This is a genomic window from Haloarchaeobius sp. FL176 (assembly GCF_024609245.1).
Lineage (GTDB): Archaea > Halobacteriota > Halobacteria > Halobacteriales > Natrialbaceae > Haloarchaeobius.
This window is the reverse complement of sequence record NZ_JANJYH010000002.1, coordinates 292,636-312,738: the sequence shown is the minus strand read 5'-3', so window position 1 is coordinate 312,738 and position 20,103 is coordinate 292,636. Positions and strand designations below refer to the sequence as shown.

The window sequence follows — 20,103 nt, the reverse complement described above, 5'->3', positions numbered from 1 at the left end:
TCGGTCCCACTTAACCGGTGTCTTTCCGGGAACGACCGAGTTGGAGGTTTCTGCAACGCGGTGCGACTCTCAGGAAACCCCGTCCGCGAGACGAGAGCACCAGCTCAGAACACGAACGGGAACCGTCACGGCTATCAGCGGACCGTCCGACACCGAGAACGATGCAGTGGCCATTCGCCGACCCGCCGGCGCGCGAGGACCTCCCGTGGTACCTCGCGCCCGTCCCCGAGACGATAGAGGACCTCGGGCTCACGTTCGCGTGGCTGGTCGTCCTGACGAACCTGCTCGGCACCGCCTTCGGCTTCTACTACTACGGCCTCGACCCGCTCGCATCGGGGTTCGTCGCCGCGGAGAGCCAGTTCGCCATCGAGCCGCTGCTCGCGTGGCCGGTCGTTCCGGATAGCCCCGTCGCGACGCTGTTCATCGCGCTCGCCTTCGCGGCGTGGCTGCTCGGCCGGCCGAACGAGTACCTCTCGGCACTGGCCTTTTTCGGCTGTCTCAAGCTCGGTGCGTGGACGCCGTTCGTCCTCCTCGCGTTCAAGGGGGACTTCGCGTACCTGGACTGGCCGATGTACAACTTCCTGTTCTGGAGCCACCTCGCGATGGTGCTCCAGGGGTTCGTCCTCCACCGAATCAGCGATTTCCCGGTCAGGGCCGTCGCCGTCGCACTGCTGTGGTACGGCTTCAACGACGTGGTCGACTACTTCGTCCCCCTCGTCGGGAGCCCGCATCACACGTTCGTCCCCGCGGAGGAGCTCGTCGACGGTGCCATCGTCCACGCGGCCGGGCCGCACCGCGTCGCCGCCGCCGGGGCGGTCGCGCTGACGCTGCTCGCGACGTTCCTGGCGCTGTCGACGCGGGTGAAGAAGCTGGAAGGGCGGCTGGAGTAGGCCAGAAGTTGCACCATTCACGGTGCAAAGACTCTTGGCAACCAATTGCATCTGTACGGGTGCAATGAGCGACGCCACCCCCGAACCGAACCCCGCCACCGAGCCCGTGGACCGCGAGTTCACCTGCACGTGCTGTGGCTACGCGATCAGCCACGAGGCACCGCGCCTCGCGACCGACACCCAGGCGACTTGCGTGAACTGCGGCGACTGGACGGTCCAGACGGCGGACACCGGGATAGTCGTCGAGGAGGCCCGCGAGGTCGCCGCGGCAATCGCGGGCCCGGTCCTCAGCGAGCGGCAGGCCCTCGCCGTCCTGCTGCGCGACTGCGTCGGCTTCGACCGGCAGGCCGCCGCCGACGCGATGGACAGCTCGGCGTCGAACGTCGACAACCTCCAGCGGCGGGGGCGCGAGAAGGTCGCGGCCGCCCGCCAGCTCGTCGCGGACCTCGACGCGCTCGCCGTGGAGACCGTCGAATCCTGACGCGCCCGGACCGGAACGCAGTTGGGGCTGACCGCGGTACGTCGGCCCGAATGGCTGGCGCGGCGACAGGGAGCTGGCTCCCGCGTAGCAGCGTCGGGAAGTACTACATCTACAAGGCGACGAAGGCGGTCGAGTTCTACCGGCCCGTGATGTACCTCTTCTTCCTCCAGCAGGGGCTCGACTTCACGCAGATCGCCACGCTGGAGGCCATCTACAGCCTGACGACCGTCTTCGGCGAGGTGCCGACCGGCTACGTCGGCGACCGGGTCGGCCGCCGGAACAGCCTGCTCGTCGGGACGGCGCTCATCGCGGTGACGCTCGTCGGTATCGGACTCGCGAGCTCGTTCCTCGCGCTCGCCGGCCTCTACGTCTGCTGGTCGATGGGCTACAACTTCCGCTCGGGCAGCGAGGATGCCTGGCTCTACGACACGCTCACCGACGACCTCGCAGCGGACCAGTTCGCACACGTCAAGGGGCGCGGCGAGTCGGTCTCGCTGGCGGTCGGGGCGGGCGCTGCCGTCACCGGCGGCGCGCTCGGGGGTATCGACCTCTCGTATCCGTGGTTCGTCGCCGCCGCCGTGACGGCCGTCGGCGTCCTCGTCCTGCTGACCGTCGAGGAGTCCGACACCTACGAGGAGAGCTCGGCGGACGCGCTGGGGTTCCGGGAGTCGCTTAGGGTGATACGGGGGATGCTCGCGAAGCGCGACATCCGCGCGCTCGTCGTCTACTACTACGTGTTGTACGCCGCCGTCACGTACCTCGTGTTCGTCTACCTCCAGCCGGTGTTCGAGACGGTCGTCGTCGACCTCGGCGTCGCCCCCGCACAGGTCGAACCCCTGCTCGGTGCGTTCTACGCGGCGTACAGCCTCGCCGGCGCGGGGCTGAGCTACTACACCGGAGCCATCGAGGCCCGTGTCGGCCTGCGGACGTGGTTCCTCGTGCTTCCGTTCGCCGTCGGCGGCGCGCTCCTCGGAATGTACTTCGTCCCGGTCCTCGCGCTCCCGACGTTCCTGCTCGCCCGCGGGCTCGCCGACGTGACGCGTTCGCTGGCCGGGCAGTACGTCAACGACCGCATCGACACCGTCGGGCGGGCGACGACGCTCAGTGCGCTCGCGATGGTCAGTGGACTGACGGTCGTCCCGTTCCAGCTCGGCAGCGGCGTGCTCTCGGACGCGACGACGCCGCTGGCCGCGCTGGCGGTCTCGGGCGTGGTGCTCGTCGTCGGCTCCGCGCTCGTCCTGCTGTGGGAGGTGCCGGTCGCGAAAGAGACAGCGGTCGACGGCTGATGCGCCGTCAGTTGACGACGACGATGGCCTCGTCGGTCTCCAGCATCTCGCCCTCGCCGGAGTAGGTTCGCTCCTCGCGAACCTCGAACTCGTCGGCTTCGAGGGTCTCGCCGGCCAGCGAGAGCGTGTCGCCGTCGAGCTCGTACTCGCCGGCCTCGATGGCGGCGTCGAACTCGCCGACCGTCCCGCCGTACTTCGGGCCGAGGGTGGCGTAGTCGAGGCTGATGTCGGCGACCTCGGTGGTTATCTCGGGTGCTTCGTCGAGCAGCTCGAACTCCGCGACGTGCATGACGCCCGCGATGGCGTCGGTGAAGCCGTCGACGTTCCCGTACACTGCGACGTGGTCGAGCGGCTCGTTCAGCGGTAGCTGGTTCGTGGACTTGTAGCGCCGGAGCGCGCCGATGACGGTCATCGCGGCCTCGCCACCGGCGAGGTCGGCCTCGTAACCGCGCGGGGCGGGCCACGACCGCAGGTGGAGGCTTTCGGCGTCCGCCGTCTCCCCGTACATGTCCTGCCACAGCTCCTCCGTGATGTGGGGTATCAGCGGCGCGAACAGGTGCAGGAACGTCTCGTGTGCGGTCCGGAGCGCGTACCGCGTCGACGCGCTCTCCCCGTCGTCGAGGCGCTGCTTCGCTATCTCGAGGTAGTCGTCACAGAACGTGTTCCAGAAGAACGACCGCAGGCGGTCGCGGGCCTTCGAGAACTCGTACTCCTCGAAGTGCGCGGTGAGCTCGGTGACGAGCGCGTCCATCTCCGCGAGGAGCCACTCGTCGAGGTCGTCGAACGACTCGGGCTCGTCGACGGGGTCGGGCGCGAGGTGGTCGACGAGCTTGGAGGCGTTCCAGAGCTTGCGAAGGAGCTTCTCGCCGGCGACGATGTCCTTGTCTTTGAACGGGAAGTCGTCGCCCACCGTCGACGACGCCGCCCAGTAGCGGATGGCGTCGATGGGGTAGTCGTCGACGACTGCCGACGGCTCGACGACGTTCCCCCTGGATTTGGACATCTTCTCGCGGTTCTCGTCGAGGACCCAGCCGTTGATCATGACCGCATCGAACGGGACCTCGCCGGTGTGCTCGTAGCACTTGACGACCGTGTGGAACAGCCAGAAGCTGATGATGTCGTGGCCCTGCGGGCGCAGGTCGAACGGGTACAGCTCCGACTCGTCCATCGTGAAGCCCTCCTCCTCGCTCCAGTCCCAGCCGGCGTTGACCAGCGGCGTCAGGCTGGAGGTCGCCCACGTGTCGAAGACGTCCTCCTCGGGCTCGAACGCGTCGTGGCCACACTCCGGACAGGCGTCGACGGGCGGGTCGTCGCTGAGCGGGTCGACCGGCAGGTCGGCCTTGTCGGCGACGACCTCCTGGCCGCAGTCAGCGCAGTACCAGACCGGGAACGGGATGCCGGAGTCGCGCTGGCGCGAGATGAGCCAGTCCCACTCCAGTCCCTCGATCCAGTGCTCGTACCGCGTGTACATCTTCTCGGGGTACCAGTCCATCTGCTCGCCGGCCTCGAGGTACTCGTCCTTGTGATCGAGGATCTCGACGTACCACTGCTTCGAGACACGGAACTCGACGTCGGTCTCGCAGCGCTCGTGGACCTGGACCGTGTGGGTCAGCTCCTCGCGACCCTCCAGACAGCCCAGTTCGTCGAGGTCCTCGACGATGGCCTCGCGAGCCTCGTGGGTGCTCTGGCCCGCGTACTCGCCAGCGAGGTCGGTCATCGTCGCGGACTCGTCGATGGCGACGCGCAGCGGGAGGTCGTGGGCCTGGTACCACTCGATGTCCTTCTGGTCGCCGAACGTACAGCACATGACGACGCCGGTGCCCTTCTCCAGGTCGACGCGGTCGTCCTCGATGATGGGGACCTCGTGGCCGAAGATGGGAATCTCCGCTGTCTCGCCGACCAGTTCGGCGTTCTCGTCGTCGTCCGGGTGGACGAAGACCGAGACGCACGCGGGCAGTAGCTCCGGCCGGGTCGTCCCGATGACGAAGCTCTCGCGGCCCGACTCGGTCGGCTCGGTCAGGTCGAACCGGATGTCGTTGAAGTGGGTGTGGCGCTCGGCATCCTCCTGCTCGACCTGCGAGATGGCCGTCTCACACTCGGGACACCAGATCGCCGGTGCCTTCTTCCGGTACTCGCGGCCCTGTTCGTAGAGGTCGATGAAGGAGAGCTGGGAGACCCGCTGGACCCGCGGCTCGATGGTCTTGTAGGTGCGAGACCAGTCGGTGCTCATCCCGAGGTCCTGCATCTTCTGGGTGAACTCGGCCTCGTACTCCGCACAGACCTCGCGGCACTTCTGCTGGAACTCGCGGCGTTCGAAGTCCTGATGCCGGATGCCCAGCTCGCTCTCGGTGAGTCGCTCCGAGGCGATACCGTTGTCGTCGTAGCCGAACGGGAACATCACGGACCCGTCGTTCATCCGGTGGAACCGCGCCGCGAAGTCCTGCAGCGTGTGGCCGTACAGGTGGCCCATGTGCAGACTGCCCGAGACCGTCGGCGGCGGCGTGTCGATGCTGTACACGGTGTTCGGGTCGAGTTTCTCGTCTTCGGGGTCGTACGCGTACGTCTCCTCGTCGACCCATCGGTCCTGCCACTTCTCCTCGGTCGCCTGTGGGTTGTAGTCTCCGTCTGGCATGTGGTACTCGTTGTGCTGTCAGTGGTCCAATCGCCGTTTAATACAATCGATGCAGTCCCGCGTCGACGGTGCCGTCGCTCCTCGCGTGCGACTTCGAGAGAACGACGCACACCGCTGTCTGGCCCTACGTACGTACTACGGCGACAGAGGCGTGCTCCATGGCAGTTGGTGGTCCGTGCTCGGGTATAAAGCCAGCGGTGGCGTGTCAGTCGGTCACGTCGCCGAATCGTCGACCCATCAGAGAAGCGACACGGCGATTCCGACCAGAATCAAGAGAACTGAGCGCCTCGTGAACACAAACAGTATCGTCACCACCGGATACGTCGTCGCATCGTAGTACCACCGGTACTTCGGATTGTCCCACCTGGAGAACACTGCGTCCGCCACGATTCACCCGACCATCACTACGAGAGAAAGCTGGGGCCGACGGCGGTCTACTCGCCGCGGTCGGAGTGCGCCCGCACCCACAGCTCGCCGATGCGCGACAGTCGCGTCCGGTACGACTTCCCCGCCGACTCCTGCTCGATGTAGCCCTTTCCACCCGGTCCCAGCCGGTCGACGTTGTAGATGACCTTCGAGCGGAAGGAGTCGGTGTACTCCTCGTTGAGCTCGCGCGAGAGCGCCTCCGCCAGCTCCGACACCGAGTCGAACTCGCCCTCCTCCCCGAGCTTGAACAGGATGACCTCCTCGAACGGTTTGACGTTGGAGAACGACGCGACCGGCAGCTCGATGACGTGGCTGCCGCCGATCTCCTTCGAACCGATGGTGGTGCCGCGCTCGTCGAACTCGTTGAGCAGGCCGTCGGCGGCGTCGAGCCGGGTGACGACGCGCTCGCGGAGGTCGTCGTCGAGGCCGGCGTCGGCGAGGTCACCCAACAGGTCCTGCTGCTTGCGCAGCTCCTCGGCGAGCTCGGTCTCAAGGTACTTCTCGGGGGCGGTGTAGTAGGTGTGGATGGATTCGCGGTCCTCCTCGCGCTCGACCATCAGGGAGTGGGCGGCGGTCGCGAACGCGAAGGAGACGGTGCGAGGCATCGCGGCGATGTTCACCCAGACCTCGTTGCCCCGGTCGAGCTCCTCGACGATGAGGTCGTACGCCTGCTCGAACGCGGCGTCGTAGTCGTAGACGTCGGCGACGACCATGCGCTCCGTCTCGGCACCGAGCAGGTTCTGGAAGTCGGTCTCGAGCTTCTGGGAGAGGTTCTGGGAGTACTCGACGTTGGCCTCGCTCCCCACCGCGCCCTCCAGCAGGATGACCCGGTCCACGTCGAACTGGTCGCGGACCAGGGGCGCGATGAGCCGGTCGTAGTCGAACCCGACCGGGACGATGTGGGTCTGCATACGTGGCACAACGGGCTGGTGTTTAAATAAAGCACCAGTCTTGCGACCGTTGTTATGCACATCACCGATGTTTGCCGCCGCGCCCTCGTGGGCTTTCACACATACGTAGGGGCTTTGGCCCTTTCAGTCTTCCCCTCTTTCGGAATGGATTGTATAGATTTGACCGCTGTACGTGGCGTATTCGAGGGATTAGAATTTCAAAGGTCGTAGTCTGTACCGTGGCAAACTGCGCTCGCTCACCGTAGTTGTTCGAGAATCCGTAGGATACGGAATCCGAGTTCCCCGTAATCCTTCTCGGTCTGCCCTGCCCTCTCGCGCAGTGCGTCTATGCGTTGGTGTATTTCGTTGAACCGGGTTCCGAAGCGTCACGTATTCCTGCACTGGTAGGTAGCGACCGTTTCGGCTCTCTGTTGAGTCCGAAAAGGTATACACCTGCTATTTGTTTGCCTATTCATGTCTCTTGACTTCTCGAAGTGGATAAACAAGTACGACGCTGTTGCACCCGACGAGAAGATACAGTATCGAGATAGTTCCGGAAATCTGAAAGAGGAAAAAGACCCGAAATTAGGGTCAATATCTCAAGCGTTCCAACAGCGTGGCTATATTTTGCGTGAGGAACTCCGTCAAATCGGGCGATGGAAAGCAGGCGGTCGGATTGACCATCACCTGAAAAAGAATAACCAAACATTCGTAGAGCGGCGTAGCAAAGTCGCGTTTCAGAGTTCAGCCGACGAAGACAAAGTGAACGCCCTCACTGAATTGAAAGGCGTCCGTGTCCCTGTCGCGTCTACTATCTTGACAATGGCTGACCCGACACGATACGCGGTTTTGGACTATCGGGCGTTTCGTGCCCTCGGAGCCGCCATTCCTCAACTGCTGAACCCGCAGAATTATCACCAGTATATCGAGTTCATGGATGGTTTCCAAGACTATGGGACAGACCCGAGTGCTTACTCCTTCTACCTGAATCAAGTACGGAATATCGCACAACAAGAGGGAATAACACCGCGAGAAGTAGATATGGCCCTGTGGGCGTTTGATAAGCACCAGACGTAATCACGTTACTTCTGCGAGACGCCAGCAAGGCGAGAGACGGCGTGGGTGGTGCGTGAGCGCGGTCGAAGCCCGACCGAGTGGATTGGGGCGTCATTTCTGACGTGCTTTCTGCGGCGCTGTATGACAGTGTGAGGGGTCTCTAATTCCTTTCGTGCATTGTCTATAGAATTATGATTCCCTACAATTATAATGATACGGCACCTACTATATTGTACGGAGTCACTGTCTCTTTGGGGCAATCTCACTACGAGAAAGCCCGGCGCTTGGGACGCCGGACAGTGGCCTTCGTGGGAGAAGACCAATGCAAACTACGTCTGCCGAGAGGCATGAGAGTAACGACCTTGAACAGCGCGATGCACGCGCCCTGACGGAGTACATGACCGTCCTTCCGCTTGGGGGCGACGTGTACTCTGTGACAACGCAAAGCGGGTCAGAGTACCGTGTTGACGCCCGCGAGGGACGCTGTACCTGTCCCGACCACGAGTACCGGGAAGTCCGGTGCAAGCACATCCGTCGTATCGCCTTCGCTACGGGCGAGCGACCGATTCCGGCGTGGGTTGACGCCGACGAGGTAGACGCCCAACTCGGGGAACACGTCGAAAAGACACCGAAGGTCGCCGCGACCGACGGTGGTGTCACCCTCGAAGAGTCCGCTACCAAGGACACCGACGAAGACGGGTGCTGGTGCGACGACCACGACTTCCCGTGCTTCGACTGCTACAAAGAGGGACGCCGCGACCTGCCGGGTGAGGGGGAATAAGGTATCGAGACTGCCGAATGTCGGACTATCTCTCCGGTTCAGGTTCTGACCACACGAAGGAACCACCTACCTCTGATTTCACCACTTGGCCTTCGTCAGCCATCGTGGTCAATCGACGGTAGGCTAAATCGTATGAACAACCGACAGACTCCGCGACCTTCGAGGTCGTCGCCATATCGAGTTCGTTTACAGCCTTCAAGAACGATTCAGTCGGGTACTGTTCTCGAAACTTCCCCGAGTCCTCGTCTCTGTCGTTCTGCACTGCTGGCGAATCGTAATCCCATTCTATTAATGTTGAATGGATAGCGACCGTTCAATATACATTGAACGGCAATCTTTAAAACCGAAGCCGGAACTAAACAGTATCACGGATGGTCACCCCGATACTGAAATGGGCCGGTGGCAAGCGCCAACTACTCGATGAACTGTATTCACGGTTCCCTGCGGAGTTCAACCACTATCATGAACCCATGTTTGGGGGTGGTGCGCTGTTCTTCGACCTCGAACCTGAAGATGGCACAATTAATGACACCAACCCTCGTCTCGTGAACTTCTACGAACAGGTTCGTGACCGACCAAGTGAACTAATCAATCACCTCACGACCTTTGACGACCCTGAAAGTGACCCGAAGCCGGAGCGCGAGTTTTCAGAGACAAATCGAAAGGGGAAGGAAATAAAGAACTACTACTATCAGCAACGCGAACTATTCAACCGCCGCCCGAATGACGAAGAGTTCGATGAACTCGAAGAGGCCGCTCTGTTGCTATATCTGAATCGAACGTGCTACAATGGACTCTACCGAGAAAATCAAAGCGGTGGGTTCAATGTCCCCATCGGGCGGTATGCGAATCCGGATTGGGTTCGACAAGACGAGATTCGTGCGGCGAGTTCTGTTCTCGATGATACCGAGATATTCAACCGAGACTTCGACTACATAGCAGAATATGCTGAACCGGGGGATTTGGTGTACTTCGACCCACCATATGAACCAATGAGTCCAACAGCATACTTCACTGACTACAGTGCCGAGGGCTTTGGTAAAGAAGACCAAGAGCGTCTATTAGAATTGGCACAAGAACTCAATGAGGCTGGCGTGCAGGTAATCTTGAGCAACAGCGGTGTGATGTACGAAATGTACGACAAAGCCGGATTCTACGTCGAGATGGAAGGTGCTACGCGGGCAATCAATAGTGACGCAGATAACCGTGACGAGGTTGACGAGATTATCGCTACTAATGTGGCCCCGGACGAACGCCGAAATGTAGGCCAGCAAGGACTCGCAGATTTCTAATCCATTCAATATATCTGTAATCGTCTCTTTTACTAACTCTACTTCTTCGACCGATGTGGTCGAAATAATTCGAGAATTGGACGTTATGGGGTTCGATGACTTTCCCGACCCCGTTGAAGCAATGCTCAACCAGCACGAGTGGTCTGACCCCCTCAACAGAATGCGTGTAGGGGTTGTTCTGACGTTTTCGATTAACGAAAATAGAGACGAACAGTACGTCAGTTACACCGTTGACGAACTACACGATGACTCGCCGGTTTTCCTCATTCGGCCAGCATGGCTCAACAAGGGATACGATTTCAAGGTCTGCGTGGAAGGATGGGATGAATCTGCGAATCCAGCACCCTCACACAGCGAGGTCTATTCTGACCTCTATTGGAAGCGTGAGAATGACGACAAAGAGTCTTTCCAGTCCCTTTGTGAAGCAGTATTAGATATTCATGAGGGTGCGTCACCGAGTTCCGTTCTTGAAAGATATGGTGGCAATCTCGATTTTTCCGTTGGACGGACACCAGAGGCACTTCTCAAACCACTACCTTGGCTTTTCATCGAACAGGACATTCGATATTGGAACTATACGGGCCGAAACATGACTATTCAATTGGTCGAAGACCTTTATGACGGGAAGTCACTCGAAGAATTGAGTTTGGAATTGCAGGATATAGGAGCGATTCACGAAACTCAATTAGCGATTCCGAATCAGTAGAATCAGACCTCTTTTGTCTCAAAGAAGCGCTCTACGTCGTCCGGGAGTTGCGAATCTGCCTGATTAAGATTGTAGAGGTCAGTTATGTCGTTATAACTTTCTCGTAGAACGTTCGTTAGCGATTTTGCCCACCCCTGACCGTCAGTAATCCACACGAATGCAACATCGTCGTTCCTCATACGTTGTGCGACGTGGTTGTACGACCGTCTGATTTCAGAGGGTTTGCTTCCCCCGACCTTGTAGGCGTTTGCTTCGACCACAAGACGGAGTTCGTTGTTCTCAAACAGGGCAAAATCGACGGTCTTCTTTTGACCGGATTCGTCGTTGTACTCTGTCGTGTATTCATCGTCCATCGCAACGTCGTATCCGGCGTCGGTGAGTCGGTCGGCAATTGCGCTGATTTTCTTCCCCACTAAATCCTCGAAGCACTCCCCTTGCCGATTCTTTCGAGCGTGAGATTCCATCCCAACAAGCATACCACGGTAGTGGTCACGAACATCCGCTTCGTCTACCACATACTGAAGACCAATCTCTTGTAGAATATCGGCCATGTCGCGGGCGGCTTCCCGGTCACCCGAATCAATTGCTCGCTGTATGTCGTAGAATTTCCAGACACCCTCAAGCGCACTGTACTTGTTTCCTCGTTCGCCAAGCAGTTCAAAATAGAAATCAATCCATTTCCGAGTGTCTTCAGCGTCCATCAAAGCGTCAGCCAACCCCTCTACAAATTCCTGTTCGCTAACGTCTTGTAAATCAAGAATCGCCTCAATTTGAACTTCGTAGTTGGAAATTTCTGATTCGACCCCATCCCAATCAATGAACTCCGAAGAGGGGATAGCAGATGGGACGATGGTTTCCTGAAACTCCTCTACAAATTCATCCGTCGGGGGACAATGCTGGCGGATTGGCATAACAGAAGCGAAGAGTAAAAGATAGAAATGTGTCCATTACATTCGAGTTGAAGGGATTCGGTTTCTGAACTGGTTGAACAGGCCATCAATATCAACTGACGAATATGATATTCTGACTCGGCTGGTCATCCGCTCTCAATAGCCCTACTGTGATTCATCCCAAACCTCGAAATGGGGCGAATGAAGGCTTATACGGCAGAATCTGCTAATGGGAACTAACGATACTCGGCTCTCACTCCGAGGGTAATCCAAAGGGATGAAATGAGAAGGAAACTGGTCAGGATTTCCTTCTGCGGTGGACGCCGGGTGTCGGAAAGACCCCCGAACAATGGCAACTACGAATCCAAACGGTAAGAGCCTACCGCCACAGTTAGGACTGAACACTTGGACGTATCGCTCACGCTTCCGAGACGAGGTGCTTGACGCACTTCAAGAACGCTCAAACACTCTCTTCGACGTGCCGACGGCACTCGGAAAGACGCACACGATAGCGACGGCCTCGTGGGGCGAATACCCCTCACTGACAAATCGGAGGCCAGTCGTTCATTTCCACAAGACACGAGACGCCCGTGACGAGGCCGCGAAAAAGAGTAAGAACGCAGGATTAGACTCTGAAGTGCTACAGGGGTGGGAAGAGATTTCGTTGCCTGCTTCTGACGCCTTCGACTGGCCTTCGATTCGCGGCAAGCCTCTTCGGCAGTGGATTCACCAGCAGTGTGAACGCAACGGCATGAGATACCCGGAAGCAGTTCACCGGGCGAAGATTGAACTTAATGACGACTTGTTAGACGAGGCACCGCTGACCGGTATCCAGTGGGCCGATTTGCTTCCGCTCACCAGAGCCGACGTAGATATTATCCACGCCACGCACCAGTTCGCGTTTGCTCCGCCACTCCGGAACGGGACAGTAGCCGTCTTTGACGAACAGCCGGACTTCACGCGCAACCTCAAAGACTCGCCGGACGAATTGAGCCGAGAGCGTATCCGCTGTGCTGTTGTGGCGTATCTTGACGAGGGTGAGGCTCCGATACAGACCTTGGGACTATTGATGGAACTCTCGAAGGGGGGTGCCGATAAGCCGTTTCAGGGAGAGTTGCAAAATGCTCTCACACATCAGACAGATAGAGATTGGTGCGTATCGAACGACGACGCTCACCCATTGGCACCGGCACTTACCCGTGCGATATTCCGGGCCGAACCACGGTCGACCGGTCGATATGTTGGGACTGCGACTTACACACCACAGGCACCGTCAGGCTTCGGTGGTTCAAACCTGAACACCGACCAAGAGGTAACAGTGGTCTTTGACGACGAGAACACGATTCAGACCGTGCGGGTTGTCCCCGACATGAGCCAAGCCCACACCATTCTCGGGTTGGACGCTTTCCCGACGAAACCGCTGTGGGAACTGAATACCGGCGTCTCCTTCGACGTGAACCATCTACTCTCGGCACCAGAACGAATGGTATGGCGACGACGTGAGAAGCAACTGCGCGTCGTTCAGGTCGGCTCGAACGCAAACCACTGTACTCACGGAATCGAGAACACCGAGAAGGTGCGTGCGTTGGTCGAAGAAATCCGCGACCGACATGGAAGTGACTTCTCTACCGCGATTACCTCGAAGGCGGCGGAAGACACGCTGAAGCAAATGATGGAAGTCGCCGGGGTGAATGAGCCGACTATCCTCACCTTCGGGGAACAGAACAGCAGGAACGTTCTCGGGGACGAAGACGTTGGCTTGGTGGTCGGCTGTATCGACATGGGCGACGGGCCTGTGCTTGACCGGCTCGCTGAACTCGGGCTTGAGGCCAGCCCTGACCGGAAGAACACCGAGTGTTCGGACTGTGAGGGAGACGGGTGCCGAGAGTGCAACCATACCGGAAAGGAACGGGCGGAAGGACGTGGATTCGCTGGCCCTGACGCCCGGATAGCAGAACGAATCTGTGCCAGTGTCAGGCAGGACGAGGTAAAGCAGGCCACTTCTCGGTGGGGACGAAACCCGGACGACCCGACCGATTCCGCGACGGTCTACGTCCATACTAACGTGATTCGTCCGTCACTGTTACTTGACGACGACGGCGAAGGAGTCGAAATACTGGCGAAAAAACAGAGTAACGTGGTATCCTTCGCTCGTGACCGAGGGGCAACCACAGCCCGCGAAGTGAGCGACAACATCAACGTGTCTCGAAAGCACGCTTCAAACGTGCTGAAGAGGCTGGTCGAACGTGGATATGCGAGTGTTGACCGAGGGGCTGGTTCCTACAACCGAGACGTGTTCACGGTGGCGTCGGCTACCCCCACTGACCGCTTCGTGGACTTGGGCTGAACCTTGGAACTATCGTCCTTTGTAAAACAAAGAGAGTCGTTCCAATGTTTGTATTCTGATACTTCTAACCCCGAACCCCCTGAAGTGGTTTGGCACTCTCTGCGGTTATTCCCCATTTCGGAATGACCCCCGAAACAGGAGATTTCCACCCTCTACGGCCCTCTAAAGGCGTTTTAGATAGCGTGAGAGAGTTGTAGCCCCTCTCTACAGGCCACAGGGGCCGTCTCTGGTGGGGCCACCCGACTCGTAGCCCACCCTGCTACACACTCACATATCAGATACAGTCACCAGCAGAGCGCACAGAGAGGCAGGGGTCAGTGGGGTACCCCGTAGGGCCGGGTAGGGGCGAGAGAGAAGGGGGAATACAGGGGGGTCGGGGGTTGGCCCGGTGGGGGACGGGGAACCCCCCTACTCGCTAACCGGCTCGTATCGCTCACCGTCTACGACAAGGCCGTCTCCGACCCGTTCGACAGACAGGCCCTCTTTCCAAGCGCCATATCCAATTTGGCGCTTCGAGAGACGACGACGGGATTCGACACCCTCGAAAACGGTGTCCATCGGGTAGGGCATATGCCACTATTGGCGCTGGCCGCTATCGAGACTTTCGGTGGTGGGGGATAGCCGCGACTTTCTGAACGACTCCCTCACTCCATAGAGATATTATATTTTCACAGGGTCGTAGGCCGCGTTCGTGGTGTCATACGGGTCGCGTAGCCGGTCGTGACGGTCGCCCTTGACGGTGTGGGGAATGCGTCGGCGTCGGACTCCGAGGGCGAGAGAGATGGACTGGTGGCCGAGAACAGGCCAGTGACGGTCGTCGTCAGGGTGCGCTCGTATCGGGGTCGTCGGGGTATGGCTCTTTTAGTGTTCTTATGCTGTCGGCGTAGGCGACTCACTGTCGAGGTCGTCAAGTCTGCCGTAGGTAATGTCGTCCGGGTCGTCGTCAGTCAGTCCATATTCCGCGAGCCATTTTCGGACGGTCGTCGGGCTACAATCGAACTCGTCACGGGCCGCTATCTTGTCCGCTGACAGGCCTCGCTCGACGTGTAGGCGACGAAGAGTATCTTCATGACGCCACGGTCGGAGTACCCCCAAGCGCTCCATATGCACCGTCACACGACTCTTCGAGACGCCGAGTTCATACGCAATTGTCCGAGGGGACAGACCACGCTCGTGATAGGCCCACTTCAGGAACTCGCGGTTACGGTGTGGTTGCTCGTCCGGTATTTCTTCTTCGGAGAGCCGGAATGGCATGGGCGGAACTACGGATTCGTGCCAGTAATTCGTTTGGTGGCGATGTTTTCGGAATCTGCTACCAGCCGCCTTTTGACTCAATAGCGAGGTCGCATTTGTCTGCCAGTCGTTCGATATGACGCTTCTTGTCCCGCTTATTGAAACTCGTGAACAGATAGTAGCCGTTCGTCAACTCACGATACGTTCTCATATCGCGTTCATCGTCGGGATGAACTGGCTGGTCATTGATTAGGGCGTTTTTATTTCCGGGGACATACGGCAGTGGTTCGATACGGGAAATCAGGTCATGGTTCTGAATAAGATAGTCTACAGCGTCAGCCATTACATCGCTCTGGTTGTCACCATCAAGGACAACGAGGGTACTATTGTCTTCCTGTATTTCGATAACATACTCTCCGTCTACGTCTGAACCCTCCACCTTTCCGGGCGTTTCATCGAGCGAATCAGTGATTTCTCGCTCCGACTTCTTCCCGTCGGCGTCAATCTCGGACTCAATATCTGCGACGAGCCGGTCAATCATTTCCTTGGATTGGGTTTCCGCAAGCGAGGTGAGGTTATCCGAGACTTCTTCGGCCAGTACGTCCGAGAGTTTAACGGCCAAATTTTCCTTATTGTCTTTGAGGATTTGCCGGGCTTCACGGAGTTCACTAATTCGTTCAAAGAAATCTTTTGACCTACCCGTCTCAATATCTCCCTCCGTGTAGGCTTTAAGCAGTCTAATACGGTTGGGTAGGTCTTCGAGGGCTACGTCACCGACCTTTTGAACATTCACGTTAGACGCGTCCACACGGCGCTGAAAGAAGCGGTATTGTTTCCCATTCGTCAGAATCCCGTAGTTCACGTTCCGATTCATCATATAGGACGACAACTGTTCTTCGTGGTCGTCGGTCAGGGCTGTGTCCGCGCCTTTGGCTTCAAGAAACGCGACCGGTGTTCCATCGAGAATCAGGGCATAGTCCACCTTGTAGGTCTGTCCGAACGCCTCGACCGAGTATTCGAGTTGCGTATTGGTAGGAATCTCCCAATTTAACAGTTCGAGAAAACTGATACCGCTATGGCTCTGTAAGATGGCCGCTTTGGTGTTCGCTTCGTCCATTTGCGGAGAAGAGTCGAGAACGGCGTCAGATTGTTCGACATACTCGCCAACAGCGTCCCTATCCATACTGTTCTGTCACATCACAGCGACGGCTTATCAAACCCTGCGAACGAATCTCGGGGATTCGGCATGTAGAAGGCTACCGTCGCAAGTTCTGTCGCGGGAATCTCTACAGGTCGCCAATCAGACGAGCCTGTGCAACCGCGAGATTCTTTTCCTCGTCTGTTTCCGCGCCAGCCATGTCGATTACTTCCTCTTCGTCGGCGGGTATGCGAATTTCGTTCTGGTTCCGTTCGTCGCTCATACCAGTAATATCAGCCGCGAGACGTGAACTTCTTTCGCTGGTTGAGCGGCTGATTACGGTCACGGTGGACGCAAGTCACGCCGTGATTATTTACCAAGCCTCTGAAAAAGTGCAGTATGGCAGAATATATTGGACTTGATTGGGCAAAGAAAGGATGGTTCGGAGTTACGTTAGAGGATGGGAACGCTCCGCAAGCAGACCTCTACCCGTCGATTCAGAGCGTTTGGAAGAACCACGAAGACGCAGAACGAATTCTCATTGACATACCGATTGGGCTGAAAGACGCTGGCAAGCGCACCTGCGACGTGGAAGCCAAAGAACGGTTGAAGCCCCACCGGCAGAATAGCCTCTTCCCGACACCGGTCAGGAAAGCGGTCTACGCCAAGACGTTGGAGAAGGCGAAAGAAATCAATGAACAGTACGGCTTCAGCGTCACCAACCAAGCGTGGTCGATTGCGCTCCGTATTCGTGAGGTAGACGAGTTCCTTGACCAGAATCCTGAAGCGATAGGTATTCTCCGAGAATCGCACCCGGAAATTTGCTTTGCGGCTCTCAACGACGGCAAGCCGTTAGAACAGGGAAAGAGTTCAGACGGCGGTCTTGCAAGCCGAAAACAGATACTTTCCGGTGAAGACGAATCATTGGAAACGGTCTATAGGAACGCTGTAAAGACGTTCATTGACCATCCCTCGTGGGCGCGGCGAATGAGCAAGAACGCGAAAGACGATATTTTGGATGCTCTCGTGTTGGCTCACACAGCCCGGATGGACGAAGCAAACTTACGCACACTCCCGGACGAACCAGAAAGCGACTCCACGAAGGAGAAACCGCTTCCCATTGAGATTGTGTCTCCGTCTCCAAGAGAATAATCAAGGCGGCCTCAAGTCCCGCCAGCGAAAGTCTTCGACGCTACCCTCTTCGAGTTTGACACGGAATAGCAGTGAATCGCGCTTGTCCCCGGTAGCCCGACCGGCGTCGTCTTCGAGGATGGTAACGACCGTCCCGTGTTCCCCGTGATAGCGCTCATGGTCGGGGTCTGTCTCGTCGGGAATGTCCACGCGAACACGGTCGCCCTCGGAGAACCGTTGCATACTGTAAAAGAGTGATGGGGGCGAGTTAGTCCTGTCTTCTCTCCGTCCACTCGCACCCGCAGGACTCGCAGGTATAGTGTTCCTTGGTGATGGTCGGCTCTTCCTTCTCGAACATCCACACATCGCTGTCGTCGCCACAGCGCGGGCAGGTCGCGTCTACGCGACGGGCAAAGGGCATGAGTCTGTCACACTCCTTCGAGGTACCCACGACGTTGTTCCACCTTCACCTCTTCGTCCCGCCTGTCGTAGTGGGCTTCAAGTACCTCACGAGAGACGTTCATCCTGTCGGACACCACGTCCACCGGAACATCCTCGGTCAAGTGGTGGGTAATCGCACCACGTCGCCACGCGTGGGGACTTCGTGACGAGGGACAGACTGACGGGGCTTTTTCCGGTGGGTTCAGTGCTTGACAGGTGTCGGTGTCCCGACCGTGGGGACAATGCCCGCCGTTGTACTGACAGGGGTGCGTCCATCGGTAGCAGGTTTCCCGAATGGTCGATTTTGAGACGCGCCCGAACTGCGTGGTCAGTAGTGGCTTCCGTCCCCGTTCATCGGTCACATCCTCGCGGTTGTGGTCGATGTAGTCGTTCAGGACTTGGCACACGTCGGAACTCAAGGCGATTAGCCGCTCGCCCTTCTCCTTGTTCTTCAGGGGCGTCTCGGGTCGGTGCTTTGCTTGGAGCCACTGGTTCTCTCGGTCGTAGTCTCGCACGTCGAACGACCGGACAGTCCCCGACCGCGCCCCACAGCGCCACAGTAGGGTCAAGAGCGCGTGCTGAAGGGACGCATACTCGAATCGGGCGAGGTGGTCAAGTATGTCCGTCGCGGCGTCGGCGTCGAGCAACACATCGCGCTCCCGGTCGCCATCGTTCAGGGAAGGTGAGAGAACCTTGTTGTGAAGGTCTTGCTCGACGCCACCGATGGCTTCGCACCATTTTACGAACGCTCTCAAGGCGTCGAGTTGGCCCTTGAGCGAGACGCTGTTCAGGTCTTGAGCGCGGTACTGCTTGAACCGAAGTAGGTCACGTCCCGAGAGCGAGTTCAGGTTCTCTACGTCTTCCGCCTCGCACCACTCTACGAACTTTTCGAGTTTGTACCGGTAGGAGTCAATGGTCGCGTCGGCTAATTCGTTCTGACGGTCACGCAGGTAGAGGCGAACGGCCTCGTCCGGAGCGATGGGTTCGAGCGTAGTTTCGGGCATTGGTGAACATCTCCGAAAGCCCGACAGAGGCCACGAGCGGCGCGATGAGCCGGTCGTAGTCGAAGCCGACCGGGACGATGTGGGTCTGCATGCACGTGGGTTCGCCCGACGTGCTCAAAAGGGTTGTACTCCGGCCTCGCCCCCGGGACGCCCACTACGACCCCAGCTTCAGCGTCCGCTTCCGGATCGACCCACAGCTCGGACAGATGTGGCGGTAGAGCACGGTGTCGCCGTTCGTCTCTGCCTTCCAGCCGCCATCGTCGTCCTCGTAGCCGCAGCTCGGACACGTGAGGTCCACGTCGTCGTAGTGGGACGTCAGCCGGTCGAGCGGGGTCGAGCCACTCCCACGCTTGTGTGCCATACGATACCACACGGCGCGGCGAGCTATAAATCCTGCCTCCCGTTCAGCGCGTCGGCAGCCAGCGCATCCAACTACTGCCGTGCTCGTGGTGGTTGGCCTCGCCGGCCGGCACCGCGCTCACGCGGTGGAAGACCGCCTCGGGGTCCTTGTTCCAGAGCCAGTGCCAGCGGGTCTTCGCGACGAGCAGGAGCTTGCGGGCCGTCGAGAGGCTCGGCTCGTGAGTGATGACGTCGAGGTCGACCGCACGTATCTCGCGGTGGTGTTCGGCGTACAGCACGGCCGCGAGCAGCACGGCGAACTGGCAGTCCTCGGGCAGGAACCGGATGCCTGCGACGCCCTCCCGGTACAGCTCCTCGGTGCGGTGCAGCTCCTCCTCGACGGCAGCGCGGAACTCCTCGCTCGTCTCCAGGCGGATGACCTGGTCGCGGTCGACGTCGTGGCCTTCGAGCGTCTCGATGGGCAGGTAGACGCGGTCGCGGTCGACGACGTCCTCGCGGACATCGCGGATGAAGTTGGTCAGCTGGAACGCCTCGCCGAGCTTGATGGCGTGGGGCAGCGCCCGCTCGTACTCGTCGTCGTCCAGGTCCATGATGTCGGTCATCATGACGCCGACGGCGGCGGCGGAGCCGCGCATGTACTCTTCGAGGTCCTCGTAGGTCTCGTAGCGGTCGGTGTCGATGTCGCTCTCCATCGCGTCGAGGAACTCAACGACCCACTCGTCGTCGATGTCGTGCTCGTCACAGAGGTCGACGAAGGCGGCGAGGACCGGCTCGTCGGTCGGCTGCTCGCCGAGGGCCTCCGCGCGCAGGTCGGCGAGCTGTTCGGCCTGCTCGTCGGGGTCGGGACCGTCGGGGTCGTCGACGATCTCGTCGGCGATACGGAAGAACCCGTACAGCACGTACGTCGCGTGTCTGATGCGTTTCGGGAGGAGCCGCGTCGCTAGATGGAACGTTCGCCCCGTCTGCTGCTGGATCGACTTGCCTGCCTTGACCTGGTCCTTCTTCATAGTAGTGTCCGGTGTGTGAGGGCTGCGAGGGCTACTCGTATCAGAGTACACGCTCCATATAAAAATAGGTGCCGTGCAAAACCAGTTGGGCACTGCCGACACCCCGAACCAC

General features: G+C 59.0%; 21 protein-coding genes. 9 read left to right on the top strand and 12 right to left on the bottom strand.

Annotation, left to right across the window (positions count from 1 at the left end; translation table 11 throughout):
• Positions 1-161 precede the first annotated feature (161 nt).
• The 3 genes from NO978_RS04765 (at position 162) to NO978_RS04755 (ending at position 2,657) form a co-directional block, all read left to right on the top strand.
• On the top strand, positions 162-890 hold the full coding sequence (locus NO978_RS04765; RefSeq protein ID WP_257298384.1) for a DUF1405 domain-containing protein: 729 nt from the start codon (positions 162-164) through the stop codon (positions 888-890).
• A 64-nt stretch (positions 891-954) separates the two neighbouring features.
• Positions 955-1,371, top strand: coding sequence for a hypothetical protein (locus tag NO978_RS04760; RefSeq protein WP_257298383.1), 417 nt, complete (start codon positions 955-957; stop codon positions 1,369-1,371).
• A 50-nt stretch (positions 1,372-1,421) separates the two neighbouring features.
• Positions 1,422-2,657, top strand: a complete 1,236-nt coding sequence (locus NO978_RS04755; protein WP_257298382.1) for an MFS transporter — start codon at positions 1,422-1,424, stop codon at positions 2,655-2,657.
• A 7-nt stretch (positions 2,658-2,664) separates the two neighbouring features.
• Here the strand turns inward: NO978_RS04755 and NO978_RS04750 are convergent, their stop codons facing one another.
• From NO978_RS04750 to NO978_RS04740, 3 genes are all read right to left on the bottom strand, one after another.
• On the bottom strand, positions 2,665-5,289 hold the full coding sequence (locus NO978_RS04750) for a valine--tRNA ligase (RefSeq protein WP_257298381.1): 2,625 nt from the start codon (positions 5,287-5,289) through the stop codon (positions 2,665-2,667).
• A gap of 237 nt (positions 5,290-5,526) precedes the next feature.
• On the bottom strand, positions 5,527-5,676 hold the full coding sequence (locus tag NO978_RS04745; protein ID WP_257298380.1) for a hypothetical protein: 150 nt from the start codon (positions 5,674-5,676) through the stop codon (positions 5,527-5,529).
• A 47-nt stretch (positions 5,677-5,723) separates the two neighbouring features.
• A complete protein-coding gene (locus NO978_RS04740) occupies positions 5,724-6,626 on the bottom strand; it encodes a DUF6293 family protein (RefSeq protein WP_257298379.1) in 903 nt (300 codons plus the stop codon).
• A gap of 453 nt (positions 6,627-7,079) precedes the next feature.
• On the opposite strand from NO978_RS04740, the gene NO978_RS04735 reads away from it, so the two are divergent.
• Both NO978_RS04735 and NO978_RS04730 read left to right on the top strand, forming a co-directional pair.
• Positions 7,080-7,682 carry a hypothetical protein gene (locus NO978_RS04735; protein WP_257298378.1) on the top strand — a complete coding sequence of 201 codons (603 nt, stop codon included), beginning with the start codon at positions 7,080-7,082 and terminating at the stop codon, positions 7,680-7,682.
• Between the two features lie 301 nt (positions 7,683-7,983).
• Positions 7,984-8,442, top strand: coding sequence for an SWIM zinc finger family protein (locus NO978_RS04730; protein WP_257298377.1), 459 nt, complete (start codon positions 7,984-7,986; stop codon positions 8,440-8,442).
• Between the two features lie 25 nt (positions 8,443-8,467).
• On the opposite strand, the gene NO978_RS04725 is transcribed toward NO978_RS04730, so the two are convergent.
• The gene (locus NO978_RS04725) at positions 8,468-8,704 is read right to left on the bottom strand and encodes a transcriptional regulator (RefSeq protein WP_257298376.1); all 237 of its coding nucleotides are present in this window, start codon (positions 8,702-8,704) and stop codon (positions 8,468-8,470) included.
• A gap of 109 nt (positions 8,705-8,813) precedes the next feature.
• Between NO978_RS04725 and NO978_RS04720 the strand changes: the two genes are divergently transcribed.
• Together NO978_RS04720 and NO978_RS04715 are read left to right on the top strand one after the other, a co-directional pair.
• Positions 8,814-9,734, top strand: coding sequence for a Dam family site-specific DNA-(adenine-N6)-methyltransferase (locus NO978_RS04720; protein WP_257298375.1), 921 nt, complete (start codon positions 8,814-8,816; stop codon positions 9,732-9,734).
• Positions 9,735-9,819: 85 nt separating this feature from the next.
• Positions 9,820-10,440, top strand: coding sequence for a hypothetical protein (locus NO978_RS04715; protein WP_257298374.1), 621 nt, complete (start codon positions 9,820-9,822; stop codon positions 10,438-10,440).
• A gap of 2 nt (positions 10,441-10,442) precedes the next feature.
• Here NO978_RS04715 and NO978_RS04710 read toward each other — a convergent pair whose 3' ends face one another.
• A complete protein-coding gene (locus NO978_RS04710) occupies positions 10,443-11,351 on the bottom strand; it encodes a type II restriction endonuclease (protein ID WP_257298373.1) in 909 nt (302 codons plus the stop codon).
• Between the two features lie 415 nt (positions 11,352-11,766).
• On the opposite strand from NO978_RS04710, the gene NO978_RS04705 reads away from it, so the two are divergent.
• Positions 11,767-13,677: a helix-turn-helix domain-containing protein gene (locus NO978_RS04705; protein WP_257298372.1), complete on the top strand. Its 1,911-nt coding sequence runs from the start codon at positions 11,767-11,769 to the stop codon at positions 13,675-13,677.
• Between the two features lie 870 nt (positions 13,678-14,547).
• On the opposite strand, the gene NO978_RS04700 is transcribed toward NO978_RS04705, so the two are convergent.
• From NO978_RS04700 to NO978_RS04690, 3 genes are all read right to left on the bottom strand, one after another.
• Positions 14,548-14,931, bottom strand: a complete 384-nt coding sequence (locus tag NO978_RS04700) for a hypothetical protein (protein WP_257298371.1) — start codon at positions 14,929-14,931, stop codon at positions 14,548-14,550.
• Positions 14,932-14,989: 58 nt separating this feature from the next.
• Complete coding sequence (locus NO978_RS04695; protein ID WP_257298370.1) at positions 14,990-16,093, bottom strand: type I restriction enzyme HsdR N-terminal domain-containing protein; 1,104 nt, start codon at positions 16,091-16,093, stop codon at positions 14,990-14,992.
• Positions 16,094-16,196: 103 nt separating this feature from the next.
• A complete protein-coding gene (locus NO978_RS04690) occupies positions 16,197-16,331 on the bottom strand; it encodes a hypothetical protein (protein WP_257298369.1) in 135 nt (44 codons plus the stop codon).
• Positions 16,332-16,447: 116 nt separating this feature from the next.
• Here NO978_RS04690 and NO978_RS04685 point away from each other — a divergent pair, with 116 nt between their 5' ends.
• On the top strand, positions 16,448-17,200 hold the full coding sequence (locus NO978_RS04685) for a DUF429 domain-containing protein (protein WP_257298368.1): 753 nt from the start codon (positions 16,448-16,450) through the stop codon (positions 17,198-17,200).
• On the opposite strand, the gene NO978_RS04680 is transcribed toward NO978_RS04685, so the two are convergent.
• From NO978_RS04680 to NO978_RS04665, 4 genes are all read right to left on the bottom strand, one after another.
• On the bottom strand, positions 17,201-17,422 hold the full coding sequence (locus NO978_RS04680) for a hypothetical protein (protein WP_257298367.1): 222 nt from the start codon (positions 17,420-17,422) through the stop codon (positions 17,201-17,203).
• A gap of 185 nt (positions 17,423-17,607) precedes the next feature.
• A complete protein-coding gene (locus tag NO978_RS04675) occupies positions 17,608-18,624 on the bottom strand; it encodes a site-specific integrase (RefSeq protein ID WP_257298366.1) in 1,017 nt (338 codons plus the stop codon).
• A 154-nt stretch (positions 18,625-18,778) separates the two neighbouring features.
• Positions 18,779-18,985, bottom strand: a complete 207-nt coding sequence (locus NO978_RS04670; RefSeq protein ID WP_257298364.1) for an HVO_0649 family zinc finger protein — start codon at positions 18,983-18,985, stop codon at positions 18,779-18,781.
• A 43-nt stretch (positions 18,986-19,028) separates the two neighbouring features.
• Positions 19,029-19,991, bottom strand: coding sequence for a phytoene/squalene synthase family protein (locus NO978_RS04665; RefSeq protein WP_257298363.1), 963 nt, complete (start codon positions 19,989-19,991; stop codon positions 19,029-19,031).
• Positions 19,992-20,103 lie beyond the last annotated feature (112 nt).